The organism is Variovorax sp. J2P1-31 (genome assembly GCF_030317215.1).
GTDB lineage: Bacteria > Pseudomonadota > Gammaproteobacteria > Burkholderiales > Burkholderiaceae_C > Variovorax.
The window spans coordinates 1,815,273-1,835,871 of sequence record NZ_JASZYA010000002.1 but is presented as its reverse complement, the minus strand read 5'-3'; the positions used below and the strand labels follow the sequence as shown (position 1 = coordinate 1,835,871).

The window sequence follows — 20,599 nt, the reverse complement described above, 5'->3', positions numbered from 1 at the left end:
GGAGGACTGTAAGAAGCCGATCGCCCCGCCACAACGGCCGGAGCCGCCGACGCGATCGATGATCGATCGCATGCGGTCAGAATACGTACGAAACTCGGGTTACACCTAGGCCATGACCAAGACCGACACCGCCGCCGCGCCGATCGACCGCAAGCTGCTCATCGAGGGGCTGGGCAAGGGGCTGCGCGTGATCGAGGCCTTCACCGACGAGCGCACCCGCATGACCGCGACCGAGGCCGGCACGCACGCGGGGCTGACGCGCACCGCGGCCCGGCGCTACCTGATGAGCCTGGTGCACTACGGCTACGCCGAGACCGACGGCAAGCACTACTGGCTGCTGCCGCGGGTGCTGCGACTGGGCCAGGCCTACCTGGAAGGGGCGCGGGTGCCGCGCCTGGTGCAGCCCTACATCCAGCGCGCGTCGATGCAGTGCGGCGAGACGCTCAACGTGGGCACGCTGGACGGCCACGAGGTGGTCTACCTGGCGCGCAGCAACCCGCCGCGCATGGTGTCGATCGGCTTCCATCCCGGCGCCCGGGTGCCGGCCCATGTGGTGTCGCAGGGCTTCGTGCTGCTGTCGACCTTCGACGACGCCGCGCTCGACGCCTGGATCGCCGAGCACGCCTTCAGCAGCTTCACCGGCTCGGCGCCGGTCGATGCCGCGCGCTTTCGCGACAGCGTGCTCGCGGCGCGCCAGCTCGACTTCTGGCAGGCCGAACAGCACCTGGACGTGGGACTGGCCGGCCTCGCGGTGGCGCTCAAGGACCGCAAGGGCCGCTGCAAGTACGCGCTGAGCGTGACGGTGCAGCAGCAGCTCTACCCGGGCGAGCAGCTGACGAAGAAGCTGCTGCCGGTGCTGCGCGAGGTGGCCGAGGCGATGCGCCCGATCATCTGAGGCGCCGGCCGGCTCAGTAGCGCAGCTGCGCCACGGCGCGCAGCGCCTCGGGCGTGGCACTGCCGAAGCCGAAGAACTCGAGGTACGCCGGGATCATCTCGAACAGCATGTCTGTGCCGACCTGCACCGCGCAGCCCTTGGCCTTGGCGGCCTGCAGCAGCGGCGTGTACTCGGACTTCATCACCACTTCGCCGACGAAGGTGCGCGGGTCGATGCGCTCGACGTCGAAGGGCAGCGGGTCGCCCTCCTTCATGCCCAGCGGCGTGGCGTTGACCACCACGTCGAAGCCGGCCGGGTCCTTCGAGCCGGTGCGCACGCCCAGCTGCGGGTAGTGCGCGCGCAGCCGCTCGGCCAGCGCCTGGGCCGAGGCCTCGCTGACGTCGAACAGCGCGATCTCGGCGGCGCCGGCCGCCGCGATGGAGGCCGCGATGGCCGAGCCCACGCCGCCGGTGCCCGACACCAGCACGCGCGTGCCCTGGAACAGCCGGCCCTTGCGTTCGACGCCGCGCACGAAACCGGCGCCGTCGAACTGGTCGCCCAGCAGCGTGCCGTCGGGCCGCAGCAGGATGGCGTTGCAGGCGCCGGCGATGCGCGCGGTCGGCGTGACCTCGTCCACCAGCGCCATGGTCGCGATCTTGTGCGGCATGGTCACGAGCGCGCCGCGCAGGTTGGTCAGCCGCGCCAGCGAGGCCAGCATGGCCGCATAGTCCTCGGGCTTGACTCCCATCGGCACCACCACCGCGTCGATGCCCTGCTGGTCGAACCAGGGGTTGTAGATCATCGGCGCCTTGAAGGCTTCGGTGGGGTAGCCCAGGTGGGCGATGAGCGTGGTCTTGCCGGAGATCATGGGGAGGTCGGAACGAGGAAGTGGAGGGAGGGGTTCAGGTCCCGCTGGGGCGCAGGTAGCGCAGCGGCTGGCGGATCTCGGCGTGCATGGCCTCGGGGTAGATGCGCTCGCGCAGGAAGTCCGAATCGGCCGCCAGCGACTGCGCGACCGCTTCGTGGCCGAAGTAGCGCAGGTAGTGCGGCATCTGCTGGATCAGCATCTCGAAGCCGGCCTGCGCATGCAGGCCGCGGGCCCGCGCGGCGCGCACCACGGGCGTGGGCTGGCCGCGCAGCAGGATGTCGAACAGCGAGGCGTGGCGGTCCATGCGGGACACGTCCACCGGCAGCGGGTCGTTCGGGTCCAGGCCCAGCGGGGTCGCGTTGACGACCAGGTCGTAGCCCTCGGGCGCGTTGCTGTCGACCGCCACCACGTCGGCGTCGAAGAAGGCGTCGAGCTTGGCCGCCACGCCCGCGGCCTTGCCGGCCGAACTGTCGTAGAAGGCGATGTGCGCCGCGCCGCCCATGCCGCCGCCCTCGACCAGCGCCACGCCCACGGCCGAGGCGCTGACGCCCGCGCCCAGGATCAGCACGCGCTTGCCGCGGAAGGGGATCGCGTAGTGGTCGAGCGCGCCGATCAGGCCCTCGCCGTCGAACAGGTCGCCCTCGAGCCGGTCCTCCTCGGTACGGCGCACGATGTTGATCGAGCCGGCCACGCGGCCGATCAGGCCGCAGCCGTCGAGCAGGTCGATGGCCAGCGGCTTGTGCGGCGGCGCGATCAGCATGCCGCGCACGTTGCGCGCCAGGAAGGCCGCGGCGAAGAAGACCGCGAAGTCGCGCCGCGGCACCTGCATCGGCACCAGCACCGCGTCGATCTCGAAGCGCTCGAACACGGCGTTGAACATCCGCGGCAGCCGCACGTTGCGCACCGGGTCGCCGGGGATGAGGTAGGCCTGCGTGTTGCCAGTGATGCCAGGGGTCATGGATCGGTCCGTCGGGTCAGTGGATCTGGATCGTCGGTCGCTGCGGGTAGAGCCGCAATGGTGGCCGGCGACGCGGGGGATGTCGAGGCGCAAGGCGGCCACGGCGATCGATCATCGCGCACATCCGATCGCTGATCGAACAGTCCGAGGGTTTGTCCCGCCTCGGCGTCGGTCGCCCCCAAAGAAAAAACCCGCACGAGGCGGGTTTTTTGCGGGGGAAGCGGGGCGTCAGTTGTTGGCCGTGTGGAAGCGCGACTCCGGCACCACCTTGACTTCGCCCGGCAGCGAGCTGATGTAGCCGGCCAGTTCCTTGAGTTCGGCGTTGGTGAACTTCTTGGCCTGGCCGCTCATCACGCCGTTCGAACGGCCGACCTGGGCGTGGTTCTCGGCCTTGTACGACTTCAGCGCGACGAACAGGTAGTCGGCGTGCTGGCCGGCGATCTTGGCCACGGTGCCGTCGTTGGGGGTGTTGAAGTTGGCGCCGTGGCACTTGGTGCAGGCGTTGTCCTTGTCGCGCGAGATCAGCGCCTGGACGCGTTCGCTGGGCTGCTTGGCGGCGGTGGCCGGCGGTGCATCGCCGGCCTTGACGCCCAGCTGGCTGTAGTAGGCCGCGAGGTCGGCCATGTCCTGCTCGGTCAGCGAGTCGGCGATGGCGCGCATCGTCGGGTGCTTGCGGTCACCGGCCTTGTAGGCGGCCAGCGCCGAGCTGATGTACGTGGCGCTCTGGCCCGCGATCATCGGCACCTTGTGGATCTCGGGGAAGCTGGCCTGGTAGCCGACGATGCCGTGGCAACCCACGCACATGGCGGTCTTCTTGGCACCGTTTTCGACGCTGCCGGTGACAGCCTGAGCCTGGGCCGAGAACGTCACGCAAGCGACAGCCAGGGCAAACATCGTGGTCAACAACTTGTTCATTTTGCGCGCACAATCTCGTGGAAATTCGGTTTTTTCAGATCAACATTTGATTATATGCGGGGGCTTTTCACGGCCCCGAGCCAAGGCGACAGTGCCGGCCGGCAACGCATGCTTGAATGGTCGCTTCATCCACCCCCAGCTCGATGTCATCCATGAAATTCAAGGGCTCAGACAATTACGTTGCCACCCAGGACCTGATGCTCGCGGTCAATGCCGCCATCACGCTCAAGCGCCCGCTGCTCGTCAAGGGCGAACCGGGCACCGGCAAGACGATGCTGGCCGAGGAAGTGGCCGCCGCGCTCGACCTGCCGCTGCTGCAGTGGCACATCAAGTCGACCACCAAGGCGCAGCAGGGCCTCTACGAATACGACGCCGTGAGCCGCCTGCGCGACTCGCAGCTGTCCGACGTGGACGGCGGCGAGCGGGTCAAGAACATCGAGAACTACATCGTCAAGGGCGTGCTGTGGCAGGCCTTCACGGCGGACAAGCCGGTGGCGCTGCTGATCGACGAGATCGACAAGGCCGACATCGAATTCCCGAACGACCTGCTGCGCGAAATCGACCGCATGGAGTTCTACTGCTACGAGACGCGCGAACTGATCCGCGCCAAGCACCGGCCGGTGGTGTTCATCACCTCGAACAACGAGAAGGAGCTGCCCGACGCCTTCCTGCGCCGCTGCTTCTTCCACTACATCAAGTTTCCCGACGCCGACACCATGCGCAGCATCGTCGACGTGCACTTCCCCGGCCTCAAGCAGGAACTGCTCGCGGCCGCGATGAAGACCTTCTACGACGTGCGCAACCTGCCCGGCCTGAAGAAGAAGCCCTCGACCTCCGAGCTGCTGGACTGGCTCAAGCTGCTGGTGGCCGAGGACATCCCGCTCGAGGCGCTGCAGAGCAAGGACGACAAGGTCGCGGTGCCGCCGCTGGTGGGCGCGCTGCTGAAGAACGAACAGGACGTGACCTTGTTCGAAAAACTCGTCTTCATGCAACGCAACAACCGCTGAGGCCGCGACCATGAACGGCACGACCCCGCATCCGCCGCGCCAGCTGCTGATCCTCGGCGTGGCCCAGGCCGTGGGCTTCGTGCTCGGCGCGCTGCTGGGCCGCGGGCTGGGCCTGCTGTTCGGGCTCGACGCCTTCGGCAGCGCGGGCTACGACGGCCCGGGCATGCTGGGCATCGCGCTGATCGGCGCGGGCGGCGGCGGCGGCGTGCAGCTGGGCCGCACGCTGTACCGCCGCAAGTACGGCGACCCGCGGGCCTGAGCCGGAACACGCGCCATGGCCTTCGTCGAACCCGTCACCCTGAAGTCGCGCGGCATCGCGCTGGTGCCGCTGGCGCTGGCGCATGAAGACGGCCTGCGCGCCGCCGCGGCCGACGGCGAACTGTGGACGCTGCGCGTGACCTCGGTGCCCGAGCCGCAGCACACCCGCGCCTACATCGAGGCCGCGCTGCAGATGCGCGAGGCCGGCAACCGCTTCGCCTTCGCCGTGACCGACGAGGCCACCGGCACCGTGCTCGGCAGCACCAGCTTCCACGACATGCTGCCGGCCGTGAAGCGGGTGGAGATCGGCTACACCTGGTATGCCGCGCGCTGCCAGCGCACGCACGTCAACACCACCTGCAAGTTGCTGATGCTCACCCACGCCTTCGACGCGCTGGGCTGCCGCACCGTGGGCTGGCGCACCGACAACTTCAACTTCGCCTCGCAGCGCGCCATCGAGCGCCTGGGCGCGAAGAAGGACGGCGTGATCCGCGGCAATGCGCTGCGGCGCGACGGCACGGTGCGCGACACCGTGATGTACAGCCTCGGCGCGGGCGAATGGCCCGAAACCAAGGCGCAGCTGCTGTACCTGCTCGACAGGCCGCGCCCTGCAACGACCAACCCAAAGGAGTGAGCCGCGATGCTGATCGACTTCTTCTACACCCTGCGCGCGGCCAAGCTGCCGGTATCGGTCAAGGAATACCTGACGCTGCTCGAGGCGCTGCAGTCCGACGTGGTCGGGCCCAATTCCGATGATGCCTACGGCATGGACGACTTCTACTACCTGAGCCGCACGGCGCTGGTGAAGGACGAGAAGCACTACGACAAGTTCGACCGCGCCTTCGCCGGCTACTTCAAGGGCGTGGAGATGCTCACGGACTTCACCAAGGAAGTCCCGCTCGACTGGCTGCGCAAGACGCTGGAGCGCGAGTTCAGCGCCGAGGAGAAGGCCAAGATCGAGAAGATGGGCTGGGACGAGCTCATGGAGACCCTGAAGAAGCGCTTCGAGGAACAGAAGGAGCGCCACCAGGGCGGCAACAAGTGGATCGGCACGGGCGGCACCTCGCCCTTCGGCCACGGCGGCTACAACCCGCAGGGCATCCGCATCGGCGGCGCCGGCAAGAACAAGAGCGCGGTCAAGGTCTGGGACCAGCGCGCCTACAAGGACTACGACGACACGCAGGAACTGGGCACGCGCAACATCAAGGTCGCGCTGCGCCGGCTGCGCAAGTTCGCGCGCGAGGGCAACGTCGAGGAGCTGGACCTCGACGAGACCATCGCCAAGACCGCGGCCAACGCCGGCTACCTCGACATCAAGATGCGGCCCGAGCGCCACAACAACGTCAAGGTGCTGCTGCTGATGGACGTGGGCGGCACCATGGACGAGCACATCCAGCGCGTGGAAGAACTGTTCTCGGCCGTCAAGACCGAGTTCAAGCACCTGGAGTTCTACTACTTCCACAACTGCGTCTACGACTTCATGTGGAAGAACAACAAGCGCCGCTTCTCGGAGAAGTTCGCGACCTGGGACATCCTGCGCAAGTACAACAAGGACTACAAGCTGATCTTCGTGGGCGACGCGACCATGAGCCCCTACGAGATCCTGCAGCCCGGCGGCAGCGTCGAATACAACAACGAGGAGGCCGGCGCCGAATGGCTGCAGCGCCTCACGCACGCCTTCCCCAAGTTCGCCTGGATCAACCCCGAGCCGCAGGGCGTCTGGCAGTACCGACAGAGCATCTCGGTGGTGCAGCAGCTGATGTCCAACCGCATGTACCCGCTGACGCTCAAGGGCCTCGAGGAAGCGATGCGCATGCTGTCCAAGTAGGACGCCGCCGTCTCTTCGCGCACCACCCCCGGCGAGCGCCGGGACGGCCATGGCTTGATGTCAGAATGGGGCCGATGGTCAGGGTGGTCCTCTTCAAAACGCCGGCGCGCATGCCGGCGTTGCTTCTTGCAAGCGTCCTTCTTCTTTTGCAAGGATGCAGCCTGCTGCCATCCAAAAAGGACGCCACCGAGGACGGCACGCAGGCCGTCACGGCCGACAGCTCCTCGTCGTCCAGCGAGGACGGCGCCACCCGGCGCGAGGCCTTCACGCTCGAAGTGCACGGCCCCGACGTGGTGCGCGACTACCTGGCGCTGCACCTCGAGATCCAGCGCTACACCCGGCTGCCCGACCTCGGCGCGACCGAGCTGTCGCGCCTGATGGTCGCCGCCGAGGCCAATGCGCGCGAGCTGCTGGCCACGCTGGGCTACTTCACGCCGACGCTCACGCTCGAGCTCAAGGAAACGCCCGAAGAGAAGACGCCGCGCAAGGTCGTGGTGACGGTCGAGCCGGGCGAGGCCACGCGGGTGAAGGCGGTGGACATCCGCTTCAGCGACGCCATCGCCGCCGACCCGAGCGCCGCGGCGCAGCGCGAGGCGATCCAGTCGGCCTGGACGCTGCAGAGCGGCCAGCTGTTCACCCAGCAGGCCTGGGACAACGCCAAGGCCGTCGGCCTGCGCAGCCTCACATCCAAACGCTACGCCACGGGCAGCATCGCCAACAGCCGCGCCACCGTCGACGCCGACCGCGGCGAGGCGCAGCTGGGCATCACCTATGCCTCGGGCCCGGCCTACCGTTTCGGCCCGGTCGACGTGCGCGGCGCCCAGCGCTACGACGCCGACGGCGCGCGCCGCATCGCCCGCGTGCCCACCGGCGCCGACTACGACCAGCAGAAGCTGCTCGACGCCCAGCAGCGGCTGGCCAGCAGCGGCTACTACGACTCGGTCTTCCTCACGCTCGACACCGACGGCACCGACCCGCAGGCCGCGCCCGTCATCGCGCAGGTGCGCGAGGCGCCGCTGCAGAAGGTGGTGCTGGGGGCCGGTTTCACCACCGACGGCGGGCCGCGCCTGTCGATCGACCATGTGCACAACCAGATGCCGCTGCTCGGGTGGCGCGCGGTGTCCAAGCTGTCGGTCGACCGCGAGACCCAGTCGCTGGGCACCGACTGGAACGGCATCCCCGGCGACGACGGCTGGCGCTGGTTCGGCTCCGGCCTGCTCAAGCGCGAGGTCTCGGGCACCTACGACGTCGACAGCGGACGGCTGCGCGCCGGCCGCGGCCGCACCGGCGACCGCATCGACCGCAGCCTGTTCCTGCAGTACGACTACGCGACCAACCGCGGCGACGGCGCGCCGCCCTCGGCTTCCGCCATCAGCGCCAACTGGACCTGGACCGGCCGCTACTTCGACAGCAACGACGCGCCCTCGCGCGGCCAGGGCCTGGCGCTCGAGCTCGGCCTGGGCCAGACGCTGATCGGCGAACGCGCGCCCTTCGTGCGCAGCTATGCGCGCTGGCTCGGCATCCTGCCGCTGGGCCGCGTGCAGGGCAGCGACGGCACCCAGGCGCGCAACAGCCGGCTGCAGTTCCGCGCCGAGGGCGGCGCCGTGGTCGCCAAGGACAGCGCGCAGATCCCGTCCACACTGATGTTCCTGACCGGCGGCGACACCACGGTGCGCGGCTACAGCTACCGCCAGATCGGCACCGAGCGCGCCGACGGCACCATCGTCGCGGGCCGCTACATGGGCGTGGCCAGCGTCGAATGGCAGCGCCCGATCGTCTGGAACGGCAAGCTCAGCGACTGGGAAAGTGCGGCCTTCGTCGACGCCGGCTCGGTGGCGGACAAGGTCGGCGAGCTCAAGGCCAAGGTCGGCGTGGGCGTGGGCGCGCGCTGGCGCAGCCCGGTCGGCCCGGTGCAGGCCGACGTGGCCTACGGCGTCGACGTGAAGAAGTTCAGGCTGCACCTGCGGCTGGGCTTCACCTTCTAGGCATGGCAACGGCACCCACGACACCTTCCACCGCGCCGCCGCGCCGCTTGCGCACGCGCCGCGTGCTGCGCGCCGCGGCCTGGAGCTTCGGCGCGCTGCTCGCGCTGCTGGTGCTGGTGGTCGCCGCGGGCTGGTGGTGGCTGGGCTCGGACCAGTCGCTGGCCTATGCGATCACAAAGGCCGCGCGCTACATGCCGGCCGGCCAGACGCTGCAGAGCCGCGAGGTCAGCGGCTCGCTGCGCACCGGCGGCCGCATCGGCTTCCTGCAATGGCAGAGCCCCACGCTGTCGGTCGAGGTGCACGAGGCCACCATCGGCTGGACGCTCAAGCCGCTGTTCCAGCGCAAGGTGCAGCTGGGCGAGGTGCACGCCGCGCAGGTGCTGATCGAACGCCGCGGCCCGCCGCCCGAGAAGAACGACGAACCGCTGCAGCCGCTCGAACAGCTGGTGCTGCCGGTCGACGTCGACCTGCCCTTCCGCGTCGACACCGTGCGCTGGGCCGGCCCGCCCGTGGTGGAAGTCAAGAACCTAGCCGGCCGCTACGGCTACGCCCAGCGCCAGCATGCGCTGACCGTCGACGGCGTGGACGTCGCCGACGGCCACTACAGCGCGCGCGTCGGCCTGCAGGGCGACGCCCCGATGGCCCTCGACGCCGCGCTCGAAGGCAAGGTGCGCGCGCCGCTGGCCGAAGACCGCAGCATCGAAGTCCAGGCCCAGGCCAGCGTCAAGGGCACGCTGGCCGGCAGCGCCGCGCGCCTGGCCATCGCGGCCGAACTGCAGCCCACCGAACAGGACGAGAAGAATCCGATGCAGGCCCGGCTGCGCGCCAACATCGCGCCCTGGCTGACGCAGCCGGTGGTCGACGCCGACGCCGACCTGCGCAACGTGGACCTGGCCCGGCTCTGGCCCACCGCCCCCGCCACGCTGCTGAGCGGCACCGTGCAGGCCGGCCCGGGCGCGGCCGGCAGCGACGTGCAATGGCAGGCCAGCGCCGACATCCGCAACGCCCTGCCCGGCCCCTGGGACGCAGGCCGGCTGCCGCTGGAGCAGCTCGAGGCCCGCACCAGTTTCGACGGCAGCACCTGGACCGTGCCCGCGGCCACCGTGCGCGCCGGCGGCGGCCGCATCGAGGCCGAAGGCGAATGGCGCCCCGCGCCCGCGCCCTGGCAGGTGACGGCCACCGTGCGCGGCGTGCAGCCCGGCGGCCTGCACACCCAGCTGGCCGGCGCGCCCGTGGGCGGCCGCATCGAGGTCGAGCAACGCGACGAAGCCTTGCGCTTCGACGTGGCGCTGCAGGCCCAGGGCACGGCCGGCAGCCGCGCGCTGCAGGGCCTGCGGCTCGACCTGGTCAAGGCCCAGGGCCAGTGGAAGGACGAGGTGCTGGACCTGCGCACGCTGCGCTTCGAGGCGGCCCAGGCCAGCGTGGCCGGCCAGCTGCAGGCCCGCATCGCCGAGCGCGCGGGCAGCGGCGACCTGAAGGTGGTGCTGCCCGGCGGCAACGCCCAGGTTGCCGGCCGCATGGGTCCCGCACAAGGGCGCGGCGAGCTCACGGTCCAGGTCGACGATGCGGCCGCGCTGCAGCGCTGGGTCGAGAAGCTGCCTGGCCTGTCGACGGTTTTCGCGGGCGCGAGCGCCCAGGGCAACGCCCGCCTCGATGCACGCTGGAGCGGCGGCTGGGAAGCCGTGCAGCGGCGCCTGCAGAACGCTGCCGCGCCGGCCCCGCGCGGCAGCGTCGAGCCGACCGTGCAGGCCACGCTGGCCGTGCCGCGGCTCGACCTGCGCCTGCCGGCCGTGCCCGCGGGCGCGGTGCCGGCACCGCCCGATGCGCCGATCCAGTTGCGCGGCCTGCGCGCCGAACTGGGCGGCAGCCTGGCGCAGGCCACGCTCTCGGTGCAGGGCGAGGCCCTGCGCGGCACCCAGAAACTCACGCTCGACACCCGCGCCAGCGGCGCGCTGGAAGGCCCGGGCCGCTGGCGCGCCGCGCTGGCCAGCCTGCGCGTGCAGGCCCAGGACAGCACCCGTCCCGGCCCCTGGACCGTGGCCCTGAGCGCGCCGCTGAGCGCCAACGTGCGCCGCCTGGCCAGCGGCCTCGAGATCGACACCTCGGCCGGCGGCGCCACGCTGCAGGGCCCGGTGGCCGGCACGGTGCGCCTCGACTGGGAGCCGGTGCGCTTCCGCCAGACCGGCAGCGGCGCGCAGCAAGGCATCCGCGTGCAGACCAAGGGCCGCATGCAGGGCCTGCCGATGGCCTGGGCCGAGGCGCTGGACAACAACAGCTCGCTCGCGAGCCTGGGCCTGAGCGGCGACCTGCTGTTCAACGGCGACTGGGACATCGACGCCGGCGACGCGCTGCGCGCCAGCGTGCGGCTCGCGCGTCAGAGCGGCGACATCCGCGTGCAGGCCGGCGAAGCCGCGCTGGTCACGCGCATCGAGAGCCGCGGCACCGGCACCAAGAGCGAGATCAAGATGGTGTCGGGCAGCACCAACGTCGACAGCCCCAGCACCCCGGCCGGGCTGCGGCAGGCCGAGCTCCGGATCGACGCGCAGGGTGAAGAGGTGCGTGCCAACCTGGTCTGGGACAGCGAACGCGCCGGCAACATCCGCGCCGACGCGCGCACCCGCGTGGCGCAGCGCGACGGCGGCTGGCAATGGGCCGAGGACGCCCCGCTCAACGGCAGCGTCAAGGCCCGCATGCCGAGCCTGGGCGTGTGGTCGATGCTCGCGCCGCCGGGCTGGCGCATCGCCGGCACGCTCGAGGCCGACGCCGCGCTCTCGGGCAACCGCGCCGCGCCGCGCTGGAACGGCACGCTGGCGGCCGACCAGCTGGCGCTGCGCGCGCCGGTCGAAGGGCTGGACCTGCGCGACGGCCGGCTGCGCGCCACCCTGGGCGGCGACCGCGTGGACATCACCGATTTCACGCTCAAGGGCGGCCGTGGCAACAGCGCGCGCATCGCCGGGCAGAGCGGCAACCTCAGCACCACCTCGAGCGAGGCCGCGCGCGACGGCGGCACGCTCACGGGACGCGGCGAGATGCGCTGGGGCCAGGCCTCGGCCGCCGGCGGCTCGGGCATCCGGATGGCGATGCAGGCCCAGCTGCGCAGCCTGCGCGTGCTGGTGCGCACCGACCGCCAGGTCACGCTGTCGGGCGACCTGCAGGCACGGCTGGACGACGGCCAGTTCACGCTGCGCGGCAAACTCGAGACCGAGCGCGCCGTGATCATCCTGCCCGACGAGAGCGCGCCCAGCCTGGGCACCGACGTGGTGGTGCGCTCGGCCGCCAAGGACCGCGAGACGGCCGCAGCCGCACAGCGCGAGGCCGCACAGAACAGCGCGCAGGCGGCCCGGCCGCAGACCGCCAAGCCCTTCGACGTGGCCGTGAGCTTCGACCTGGGCAAGGACTTCGCGGTCCAGGGCCGCGGCATCACGACCCGGCTCGAAGGCCAGCTCGACATCCGCAGCAGCTCCCTCAGTTCGCCGCCGCGCGTGACCGGCGAGGTGCGCACGGTCAAGGGCCAGTACCGCGCCTACGGCCAGCAGCTCGACGTCGAGACCGGGCTGGCGCGCTTCAACGGCCCGATGGACAACCCGGCGCTCGACATCCTCGCGATCCGGCCCAACATCTCGCAGCGCGCGGGCGTGCAGGTCTCGGGCACGGCTCAGGTGCCGCGCGTCAAGCTCTACTCGGAGCCCGCGCTGTCGGACGCGGAAACCCTGTCGTGGGTGATCCTGGGCCGTGCCTCGGTGGGCAACGGCGGCGAATCGATCCTGATGCAGCAGGCCGCGCTGGCCCTGCTGGGCGGCCTGGGCAAGGGCGGATCGGGCGGCAGCCTGGCCAGCCGGCTGGGCCTGGACGAGATCGGCTTCAAGGGCCCGGGCGCCGGCGGCGAGCTGCGCGAATCCGCGGTCACGGTGGGCAAGCGGCTGTCGAAGGATTTCTACGTCACCTACGAGAGCAGCCTGACCGGCGTGCTGGGCACCCTCTTCATCTTCTACGACCTGACCCAGCGCCTCACGCTGCGCGGCCAGGCCGGCGTCCAGAGCGGCGTGGACCTGATCTACACCCTCAAGTACGACTGAGTCCCTCTGCTACAGTCGCCGGGCTGCCCACCGTCCTCGTAGTTCAATGGATAGAACGGGGTCCTCCTAAGACTCAGATACAGGTTCGATTCCTGTCGAGGGCACCAGCCGGTCGGCGCACCCGATCGCACCGAACCACCCGCTTGCCGCAAGGCAAGGCGGGTTTTTTGTCGTCTTGCCGCATCGCCGGGCACGCAGGCGTGGCTTCTCGGCCACAGCACTTTTGTGACCTAGGACACAAACTAGAAACATTTACGAGTGCAACAAAATGAAATAGTTCCTACTATCCATTGCTTGTTCACTGCTCCCGTTTCGAGCGCGCCGCCGATGACTTCCACCTCGTTTCAGATGCATGTCCCGTGCCGGGGCGGGTGCCAGAGGAATGGGCTGCATCCTTGAAACGGCGGACGGTGTTCTCCGTTCCGGGCGGCAGCCCGGCGCGGAAGGCCCATCCCACCCCCTCCCCTCCACCTCTCGCCATGGCGGGCGGCGGAGCACCGCCCGCCAGGAACACAGGTCAGCGACCGGTCCCACGCATGCCGCCATGCCCCAGCCAGACAGCCATGCGATGAGCGCATCCCCGATCAAATCCGCCGCGCCCGCGCAGCCGGCCGATGCATGGGTCGACTCGATGTCGGAGCCCTGCCGGTGCGTCTTCGTGTTCATCGGCAATGCGCCGCACCTGGCGCAGGCCTTCAGCGCCGGCCTGGCCGCGGCGGTCGGGCGGGAAGTCGGGCGGCGGCTCATGGCGCTCGCGAGCGCGACGGCCGGCCCGGAGGTGATCGAGATCCGCGACGACTGCTTCCTGCTCTGGTCGCCCGGCGACGCGGCGGGCGGGGGCTACGGCGGATCGCCGAGCGTGAGCGAGAGCATCGAGCACCTGCTGTCGGCGCTGTCCGCCGAGCCCGTGCGATTCGACGGGCTGGTGGCCCTGCCCGAGCTGCATGCCGGCTGGATCGAGGTCTCGGACCCGCGCACCCTCGATGCGACCGAGATCGACCTGATCCTGTGGGCCGCGCAGCAGTCGCCCTCGCTCGACGAGGTGCGCGCCGAGGATTGGCGCGCCGGCTATCGCGCCGACATGGCGGTCGCGGTGCGGGTATGGGAGGCCGCGCGCGCCGGGCGGCTGCAGACCCGCTGGCAACCCGTGGTGGACGCCTACGCGGGCGCCGCCACGCTCTACCGCGAGGGCTGCGTGCAGGTGGCGCCGGCGCCGGAGCACCATGCGCCGCTGGCGTCCGGCAGTTTCATGCCCAGCCTGGAGCGGCTGCGGCTGACACGGGCCTTCGATCGCCGCGTCGCCCACCAGGTGCTCGACGCGCTGCGCCAGCAGCCCGGCGCGAACATGGGCCTGAACCTGTCGGCGCACAGCGCGCGGCTCGACCATTGGTGGGCCCTGTTCCTGGACGCCCTCGCGCGCGAGCCGCTGCTCGCCCGACGGCTGGTGGTGGAGATCGATTGCGCGCGGGCCCAGTTGCAGGACGCCGAGGCCGTGCGTGATTTCTGCCGCTGCCTGGCGGCCTACGGCTGCCGGATCGCCATGGACGCCTTCGGCGCGGGATCGGCCGGCCTGACCTTCGTGCAGGCGTGCAAGCCCGAGATCGTCAAGCTGGAGGCGGCCTTCGTGCGGCGCGCCGGCGAGAACCAGTTCGGCTTCGAGAGCCTCAAGGACATGCTGGGGCTTTGCGCACGCCTGGCCCCGCGGACCGTGGTGGCCGGCATCGACCGCGAGGCCGACCTGCACGTGGCGATGCGCGCAGGCGCGCAGTGGCTGCAGGGCTGCTACCTTGGCGGCGGCCAGGTCCTCACCCGCCACCGTGGCCCGGCCCGGCGCGGTCTCGCTTCGATGCGAGGCGAGGCGGCCCCGTCGGACCGACCGAGGATCCATCCCCTCTAACCAGGCGTTCGGGACCGCCGCCCTGCCAGGCTGCCGCTCGAAAAGAACGAAGTTTTGTCACCGGAACGCGCACTGCTGCAACACGCATGTACCTGCACCCACTGACTTCCTGCCTGCCCCAGTTCGAGCGCGACGAGCTGAAGAAGGCCGTGGACGTCCGCTCCTACAAACGCAACCAGTACCTGCTGGCCAGCGGACAGCGGTCGCAGAGCATCTTCTGCGTCGCCACCGGCCTGTTGCGGGTGGCCCTGCAGGGCCAGGGCAACCACGAGGAAGTCACCACCGACTTCATCCGGCCGGACGAGTTCTTCCTGCCGCCCTCCCTGCGCCATGACGAGTTCGAGAGCCCCGCCACCGTCATCGCGGCGCTGCCGACCGTGGTCTATGCCATCCCGCTGCGCCATGTGCGCATGCTGTGCGCCAAGTACCCCGACCTGCTGATCGGCCTGCTCGAGCACGAATCGCGGCGCATCGGCATCCTGCGGACGCAATTGCGCCGCGTCACCACCTCGTCGGTCGAGAAACTCGTGAGCCGGGTGCTGCACGAACTGACGCAGCTGGCCCCGTCCGAGAACGGCGGCTACGACAAGCGCATCACGCAGGCCCTGATCGCGTCCTACGCCGGCATCTCGCGCGAGATGGTGAACAAGACCATGAAGGACCTGGAGAACCGCGGCCTCGTCACCAAGGACGAGCAGGGCGTCCACGTGCCGCCCAGCTTCGCGTCGACCGATTTCGGCAGTGCGCTGCCGGTGATGCCGGCTCCCGCGAAGAAGAGCCCGCCGCCGGTCGACCCGGGCTTCGAGATCGATTTCCTGAAGAAGCCGCGCAAGGACTGACGATGAACATCGCCCTGCCCGGCCGGATCACGCCGCCTTCCCTTTTCCCCGTGCCGCACCGCGCGCACGCCCCGTTTCGATTCGCATGAGGCTCGTTGAAGCATGAAGATCCTGAAGTCGGGCTGCGCCTGCCGCCCCCCCTCGCTCGAACGCCTGGAACGCAGCCCCTGGATGCGGCTGCTGCCGGGCCTCAGGGCCTACCACTGCACGAACTGCGGCGAGAGCTTCCTGGCCTCGAAGCGGGAGGTCACGGACATCATCGTCGCCCACCGGCAGCGGGTGTTCACCCACCGGCACGAGACCGCCGATGCCTCACGTTCCGAATAGCCCGCGTGGCCCAGACATGACGCCGCGGCATCCGCCCCCCATGCACCGCGACGACCGCATCCTGAACATCGTGACCATCGCCAACCAGGGCGCGGGACTGATGAAGGCGAGCGAGGTGGTCCGGGTGATCGCGGACCTGATCGACCGGCTCGACCGCTCGTGCGAGAGCTACGCGCAGGAGACGGAGGCGCTGCTGCGGATCGGCGCCACGGTATGGCACCAGCAACAGCGACAGACCCCTGCGTGCGAGGCCGGCGCCGGCCAGGACACGCCCTGGCCGGCCCGCTAGGGCAGCGGGTCGCGACCCCGGTCCGCGGGTGACCGCGGGCCCGCCCGCCCCACGGCATGGCGCGGCGGCGAGGCGGCCAGGCCATCGGCGCCTTCGATGGGCGCGGTCTGCAGATGGTCGAGCACCTCGGCCGCATCGATCATGGACAGCGCGTAGGAGCCGAAGCTGCGGCTGCTCCGAAGCAGCATCGCGCCATCGGCACCGCGCAGGAGCCATGACCATCGGCGGTCCACGGTGCGAATGCCGAGCAGTTGCATGCGGCCTCAGACCGTCTCGTGATCGAACACCGGGCGGGCCTGCAAGGGCATCCCGCCACGCGGCCGCCCCGCCATGCCGCCGGCCTGGGGGCCGATGCCCCGGCCGCCCTGCGCGGGCAGCGCCCCGTTCCTCCTGGCGATGAACGCGCGCAACGCCTCCACCGATGCCGGCCGCCCGAACAGCCAGCCCTGCGCGAACTGGACGCCGCTCTCGACCAGGAAGTCAGCCTGGGCCTGCGTCTCGACGCCCTCGGCCACCATCTCCAGCGCCAGCGACCGGGACAGGCCGATGATGGCGGTCGCCACTTCCGAGCCCTGGCCGGCCTGCGTCGCCGACTGGACGAAGCGGCGGTCGATCTTCAGCAGGTCCACCTCGATGCTGGCCAGGGTGCCGAGGTTGGCGTAGCCGGTGCCGAAGTCGTCGATGGCCACCCGGAAGCCCAGCGCGCGGATCCGGTCGATGATCTGGCTCACGTTCTCCTCGAAGCTGGTCTCGGTGATCTCGATCCAGAAGCTGGCGGCCGGCAGCCCCGTCACCCGCAGCAGGCCGGTGAGCAGTTCCACCGCCTCGGTCGAGCGCAGGTCCATGGCCGAGAAGTTGATGCTCACGTGCAGCGCCGGGTTCGCGCGCAGCAGTTCGGCCATGTCCAGCGCGACCAGCTGCACGATGCGGCGCGTCACCAGCGGCATGATGCCGGCGCGCTCGGCCGCGACGATGAAGCGCTGGGGCGGCACCAGCCCGCCGCCGTGCCGCCAGCGCACCAGCGCTTCGGCGCCGATGCAGCGCCCGGTGCGCAGGTCGACGATCGGCTGGTACTCCATGTAGACGCGGTCGGTGTGGAGCGCGCGCGCCAGCGAGGCGGCGACCGAGCTGAGGCTCCGGTACGACACGAACAGCAGCAGCGAGAGCGACAGGCCCAGCACGGCGCCCAGCGGCAGCAGCGAGGCCCGGGCATCGTCGATGCTGGCCTGCACCCGGTCCGCGGGCAGTTCGACGAACGCGACGTACTCCGAGTTCGGCGAAGCGCCGAGCCCCAGCAGGCGGTGGCCGTCGAAGGCGGCCGACGCGCCGTCGTGCGCCAGGACCTTGAACGCCGCGAGGTCGTAGGTGCCGCGGCTGAAGAGCACCGGTCCGCCGTCCCGCACATAGGCGCCCAGGGAGGCGTCGCGCAGGGTGGCCAGGATCGTCGTCGCCACGCTGCGGTGCACGAACACGGCGAGGGTGCCGTCGGACACCACGAAATACTCGGCGCCGTCGGCGGCCGGCAGGGTCACGCGCCGGTGCACCCGCCGGGTCCCGCGGCGGATCACGTCGTCGGCCGGCCCCAGCCGCATCCCGTCGGCCTCGGGGCCGAAGGTGGAGCACAGGATGCGGTCGCCCGACGGGTCCAGGCGCGCCATGGCACCGACGTAGCTGTAGCGCGCATGGATGGCCTGCAGCCGCGGGATGTCGGCGCCGTCGCAGTGCGCGGCACTGCCGATGTCTCGGCTGCCGCGCGCCATGGCCTCGTCGATCTGCGCGCCGATGCTCTCGGCGCCGCCGAGCACGCCGGCGGCGAGGTCGGCCGCGCGCCGCTCCGCGCGTTCCAGGCCCTGCTGCGATGCCAGCCAGGCGGCGCCCCACAGGCAGGCCACGAACAGGACGAGGCAGGCCATGAACAGCGGCGCGGGCGCGGCCTGCCGCAGGCGCGACCACGCCGCCGCGAGCCTGCGCGAGGCGGTGGGCCGGGCAGGCCGCCGCCCGTCAGGCATCGGGATCGAGGCCGGCGGCCTGGCGCGGTGGGACGAGGGGGTACAGGATCATGGAGAGGCCGCCGTCGCGCCTGCAAGCGGGCTCGCCGGGCAGGGGCGGCATCGGCGAGCGGTTCGGTGACCGAAAGGGTTGTTCGCTCGCAGGCGCAGCGGGTTCATCCTGGGACTCGGTTCGAGAAGAAGACCTGCCACGCACGGAGCGCCCGGCCATGGCGATGGCTGGGCGCGCTGGCGTGGCCTGTCGGGCAAAACGGCACGGCCGCCAGGCCGCCCGTCTCTTTCTTGCGCGGATGGGTCGTTGTTAGAACTCGCCTTTCAGGCCGATGCGCACACCGAGCGAACCGTTGCCGCCGGCCACACCGGCGGAGATGGCCAAGGGAATGTCGGTGGTCAGACGGTGCATGAGGCTGGCGCCGATCGCGGCCTCGCCCTTGTAGCTCGCCGCCTGGGTCGCCCAGCTGGTCTTGCCCGGTGCCGAGGGCATCGGCGCATCGGCGCTGGCCATGGCCGCGGCCACGCCCCGGGCCGCGAACTTGCGCGCCTCGCCGAGCGTCGCGGCGTTGAGCTGCTGCGCCTGCTCCAGGTTCACCGCGTCCGTGGGCAGCACGCCCGGCGCCACGTTGGCGATGTTGCGCGTGAAGCCCGTCGCGGCATTGCCCACCGACACCGTGTTGTCCCGCGTCGCGACCGAGCCCTGGCCCAGCGCCACCGAATTGGCGCCGCTGGCCAGCGTGTTGGCGCCCAGCGCCACCGAGTCGTTGCCCGCGGCGATGGCGTTGTTGCCCACGGCGGTGGTCGGGTCCGCCAGCGCCCGCGCGCCGGCGCCGATCGCCACCGAGCCGGCGAAGCTGGCCTGTGCGCCGTTGCCGATCGCCGTCGTGTCGTCGCCGTTGGCGACCGCGTTCGGGCCGAGCACGGTCGCGCCCGTGCCGGTGGCCTTGCTGCCGGTGCCGCAGGTCACGTTGCCGTTGCTGAAGCTGCACAGGCCGTTGTCGAAGGCCCGGTTCATGACCTCCTGCAGCGCGCTGACCTGCTGGCTCGTGAAGCCGTTGGCCGTCACCACGGCCGCCTGCTGCGCCTGCTGCACCTGGCCGAAGTTGGCCGCGTCGGTCGCGCCGACGCCGGCGCGCACGTTGGTGATGGTCGAGCCCGCGCCGCCGTTGGCGTTGAGCTGGAGCTGGGTTCCACCGGCGGCGTACTGGGCCGAGTTCTGGCCCAGGCGCTGCGCATCGTTGGCGGTGGCCTGGGCCGCGTCGGCCGAGACCTGGGCGGTCTGGGCGGCGCCGAGCGCGGTATTGGCCGTGCCTTGCGCCGCGGCAGCCGCGCTCACGCCGGTGTTGGCCGTGGTCTGTGCGGCATTGGCGGCCCCCAGCGCGGTGTTGGCCGTGCCCTGCGCCGTGGCGGCCGCGCCCACGGCGTTGTTGGCCGTGGTCTGCGCGGCACCGGCTGCGCCCAGTGCGGTGTTGGCCGTGCCTTGCGCCGCGGCGGCCGCGCTCACGCCGTTGTTGGCCGTGGTCTGCGCGACAGCGGCTGCGCCCAGCGCATTGTTGGCGGTGTTCTGCGCCGTGTTGCCCACGCCCAGGGCCGTGTTGGCGACGGTGTTGGCGGCGTTGGCGCTTTGCTGGGCGCCGTTGGCGGCAAAGTTGGCGGCGCCGGCCAGGTTGAGCGCGCCATTGGCCGTGTCCTGTGCCGCGTAGGCGGTGTTCTGGGCCGCCTGGGCGGCGCCCGCGGCGGTGTTGGCAGCGTCGTGCGCGGCGCCGGCGGCGGTGGAAGCCAGGTCCGCGGCATTCTGGGCATTGTTGGCGGTGTTGTTCGCCGAATTGGCCACACCCAGCGCGAGGCCGGCCAGGTTGCTCGCATTGCTGGCGGCGTTCTGGGCGAGGCCTGCGGCAGTGCTGGCCGCGCCCGCCTGGCTCAGTGCACTGTTGGCCGTGCCCTGCGCCGCGCTCGCGGTGTTCTGGGCCGTGGTGGCGGCCGACGAAGCCGCATTGGCCGTGCTCTGCGCGGCGCCCGCGGCAGCCGCCGCGGCATCCGCGGTCCCCTGCGCGTTGCCCGCCGCATTCATCGCGTTGTTCCCGACGCCCAGCGCGATACCGGCCACGCTGGCGGCGGCGTTGGCGCTCTGCTGTGCGCCGTTGGAAGCCACGTTGGCCGCTTGCGCGATGGCCGATGCGTAGTCGGCGGTCCCTTGCGCCGTCTGGATCGCCGTCTCGGCAGCGGCCCGGATGTCGAAGACCTGTCCGCCATTGATGGCTTCCGTGCTGCCCTGCGCAATGGCGCCGGCGCCCACATTGACGACGGCCGGCTGGGCCAGGGCACCGCCCATGGCGGTCGCGACGACGGTGGCGACGAGGGTGCGGACGAGAAGCGGCCGGTGCGACCGCGAAGGAAGAAGGTGAGAGGGCAAGGTTGGCTCCGTACTTGTTGTAGCGGGGAGCGCTTTGCCATCGTGGGTGCGCCCCCCAGGCA

At 71.0% G+C, this 20,599-nt stretch carries 17 protein-coding genes and 1 tRNA gene; 12 read left to right on the top strand and 6 right to left on the bottom strand.

The window, feature by feature from the left end:
- Nucleotides 1-112: 112 nt before the first annotated feature.
- The gene (locus tag QTI20_RS19755; RefSeq protein ID WP_286553316.1) at nt 113-895 is read left to right on the top strand and encodes an IclR family transcriptional regulator domain-containing protein; all 783 of its coding nucleotides are present in this window, start codon (nt 113-115) and stop codon (nt 893-895) included.
- A 13-nt stretch (nt 896-908) separates the two neighbouring features.
- Here QTI20_RS19755 and QTI20_RS19750 read toward each other — a convergent pair whose 3' ends face one another.
- The 3 genes from QTI20_RS19750 to QTI20_RS19740 form a co-directional block, all read right to left on the bottom strand.
- The gene (locus QTI20_RS19750; protein ID WP_219213830.1) at nt 909-1,742 is read right to left on the bottom strand and encodes a shikimate dehydrogenase family protein; all 834 of its coding nucleotides are present in this window, start codon (nt 1,740-1,742) and stop codon (nt 909-911) included.
- Between the two features lie 34 nt (nt 1,743-1,776).
- Entirely contained in the window at nt 1,777-2,700 is a 924-nt protein-coding gene (locus tag QTI20_RS19745; protein WP_286553313.1) for a shikimate dehydrogenase family protein, read from the bottom strand.
- A gap of 228 nt (nt 2,701-2,928) precedes the next feature.
- Entirely contained in the window at nt 2,929-3,615 is a 687-nt protein-coding gene (locus tag QTI20_RS19740; RefSeq protein WP_286553311.1) for a c-type cytochrome, read from the bottom strand.
- A gap of 152 nt (nt 3,616-3,767) precedes the next feature.
- Here QTI20_RS19740 and QTI20_RS19735 point away from each other — a divergent pair, with 152 nt between their 5' ends.
- The 11 genes from QTI20_RS19735 to QTI20_RS19685 all read left to right on the top strand — a co-directional run bounded on the left by QTI20_RS19735 (nt 3,768) and on the right by QTI20_RS19685 (nt 16,121).
- On the top strand, nt 3,768-4,622 hold the full coding sequence (locus QTI20_RS19735; protein ID WP_183027260.1) for an AAA family ATPase: 855 nt from the start codon (nt 3,768-3,770) through the stop codon (nt 4,620-4,622).
- A gap of 10 nt (nt 4,623-4,632) precedes the next feature.
- A complete protein-coding gene (locus QTI20_RS19730) occupies nt 4,633-4,881 on the top strand; it encodes a hypothetical protein (RefSeq protein ID WP_183027091.1) in 249 nt (82 codons plus the stop codon).
- A gap of 15 nt (nt 4,882-4,896) precedes the next feature.
- Entirely contained in the window at nt 4,897-5,514 is a 618-nt protein-coding gene (locus QTI20_RS19725; protein WP_286553310.1) for a GNAT family N-acetyltransferase, read from the top strand.
- A 6-nt stretch (nt 5,515-5,520) separates the two neighbouring features.
- On the top strand, nt 5,521-6,708 hold the full coding sequence (locus QTI20_RS19720) for a vWA domain-containing protein (protein WP_183027089.1): 1,188 nt from the start codon (nt 5,521-5,523) through the stop codon (nt 6,706-6,708).
- Between the two features lie 74 nt (nt 6,709-6,782).
- On the top strand, nt 6,783-8,693 hold the full coding sequence (locus QTI20_RS19715) for an autotransporter assembly complex protein TamA (protein ID WP_286553309.1): 1,911 nt from the start codon (nt 6,783-6,785) through the stop codon (nt 8,691-8,693).
- Between the two features lie 2 nt (nt 8,694-8,695).
- Nucleotides 8,696-12,769 (top strand): translocation/assembly module TamB domain-containing protein, encoded by a 4,074-nt coding sequence (locus tag QTI20_RS19710; RefSeq protein WP_286553307.1) that lies wholly within the window; start codon nt 8,696-8,698, stop codon nt 12,767-12,769.
- A gap of 32 nt (nt 12,770-12,801) precedes the next feature.
- Nucleotides 12,802-12,876, top strand: a tRNA-Arg gene (locus QTI20_RS19705).
- Between the two features lie 437 nt (nt 12,877-13,313).
- On the top strand, nt 13,314-14,666 hold the full coding sequence (locus QTI20_RS19700; protein WP_286553304.1) for an EAL domain-containing protein: 1,353 nt from the start codon (nt 13,314-13,316) through the stop codon (nt 14,664-14,666).
- 86 nt (nt 14,667-14,752) lie between these two features.
- Nucleotides 14,753-15,505: a Crp/Fnr family transcriptional regulator gene (locus QTI20_RS19695; protein ID WP_286553303.1), complete on the top strand. Its 753-nt coding sequence runs from the start codon at nt 14,753-14,755 to the stop codon at nt 15,503-15,505.
- Nucleotides 15,506-15,607: 102 nt separating this feature from the next.
- Entirely contained in the window at nt 15,608-15,832 is a 225-nt protein-coding gene (locus QTI20_RS19690) for a hypothetical protein (RefSeq protein WP_286553302.1), read from the top strand.
- Nucleotides 15,833-15,872: 40 nt separating this feature from the next.
- Entirely contained in the window at nt 15,873-16,121 is a 249-nt protein-coding gene (locus QTI20_RS19685; protein WP_286553301.1) for a hypothetical protein, read from the top strand.
- On the opposite strand, the gene QTI20_RS19680 is transcribed toward QTI20_RS19685, so the two are convergent.
- From QTI20_RS19680 to QTI20_RS19670, 3 genes are all read right to left on the bottom strand, one after another.
- Nucleotides 16,118-16,378, bottom strand: a complete 261-nt coding sequence (locus tag QTI20_RS19680; protein WP_286553300.1) for a hypothetical protein — start codon at nt 16,376-16,378, stop codon at nt 16,118-16,120. The genes QTI20_RS19685 and QTI20_RS19680 overlap by 4 nt on opposite strands.
- A gap of 6 nt (nt 16,379-16,384) precedes the next feature.
- Nucleotides 16,385-18,130, bottom strand: coding sequence for an EAL domain-containing protein (locus QTI20_RS19675; protein ID WP_286553298.1), 1,746 nt, complete (start codon nt 18,128-18,130; stop codon nt 16,385-16,387).
- Between the two features lie 301 nt (nt 18,131-18,431).
- A complete protein-coding gene (locus QTI20_RS19670; RefSeq protein WP_286553296.1) occupies nt 18,432-20,537 on the bottom strand; it encodes a YadA family autotransporter adhesin in 2,106 nt (701 codons plus the stop codon).
- Nucleotides 20,538-20,599: the final 62 nt, after the last annotated feature.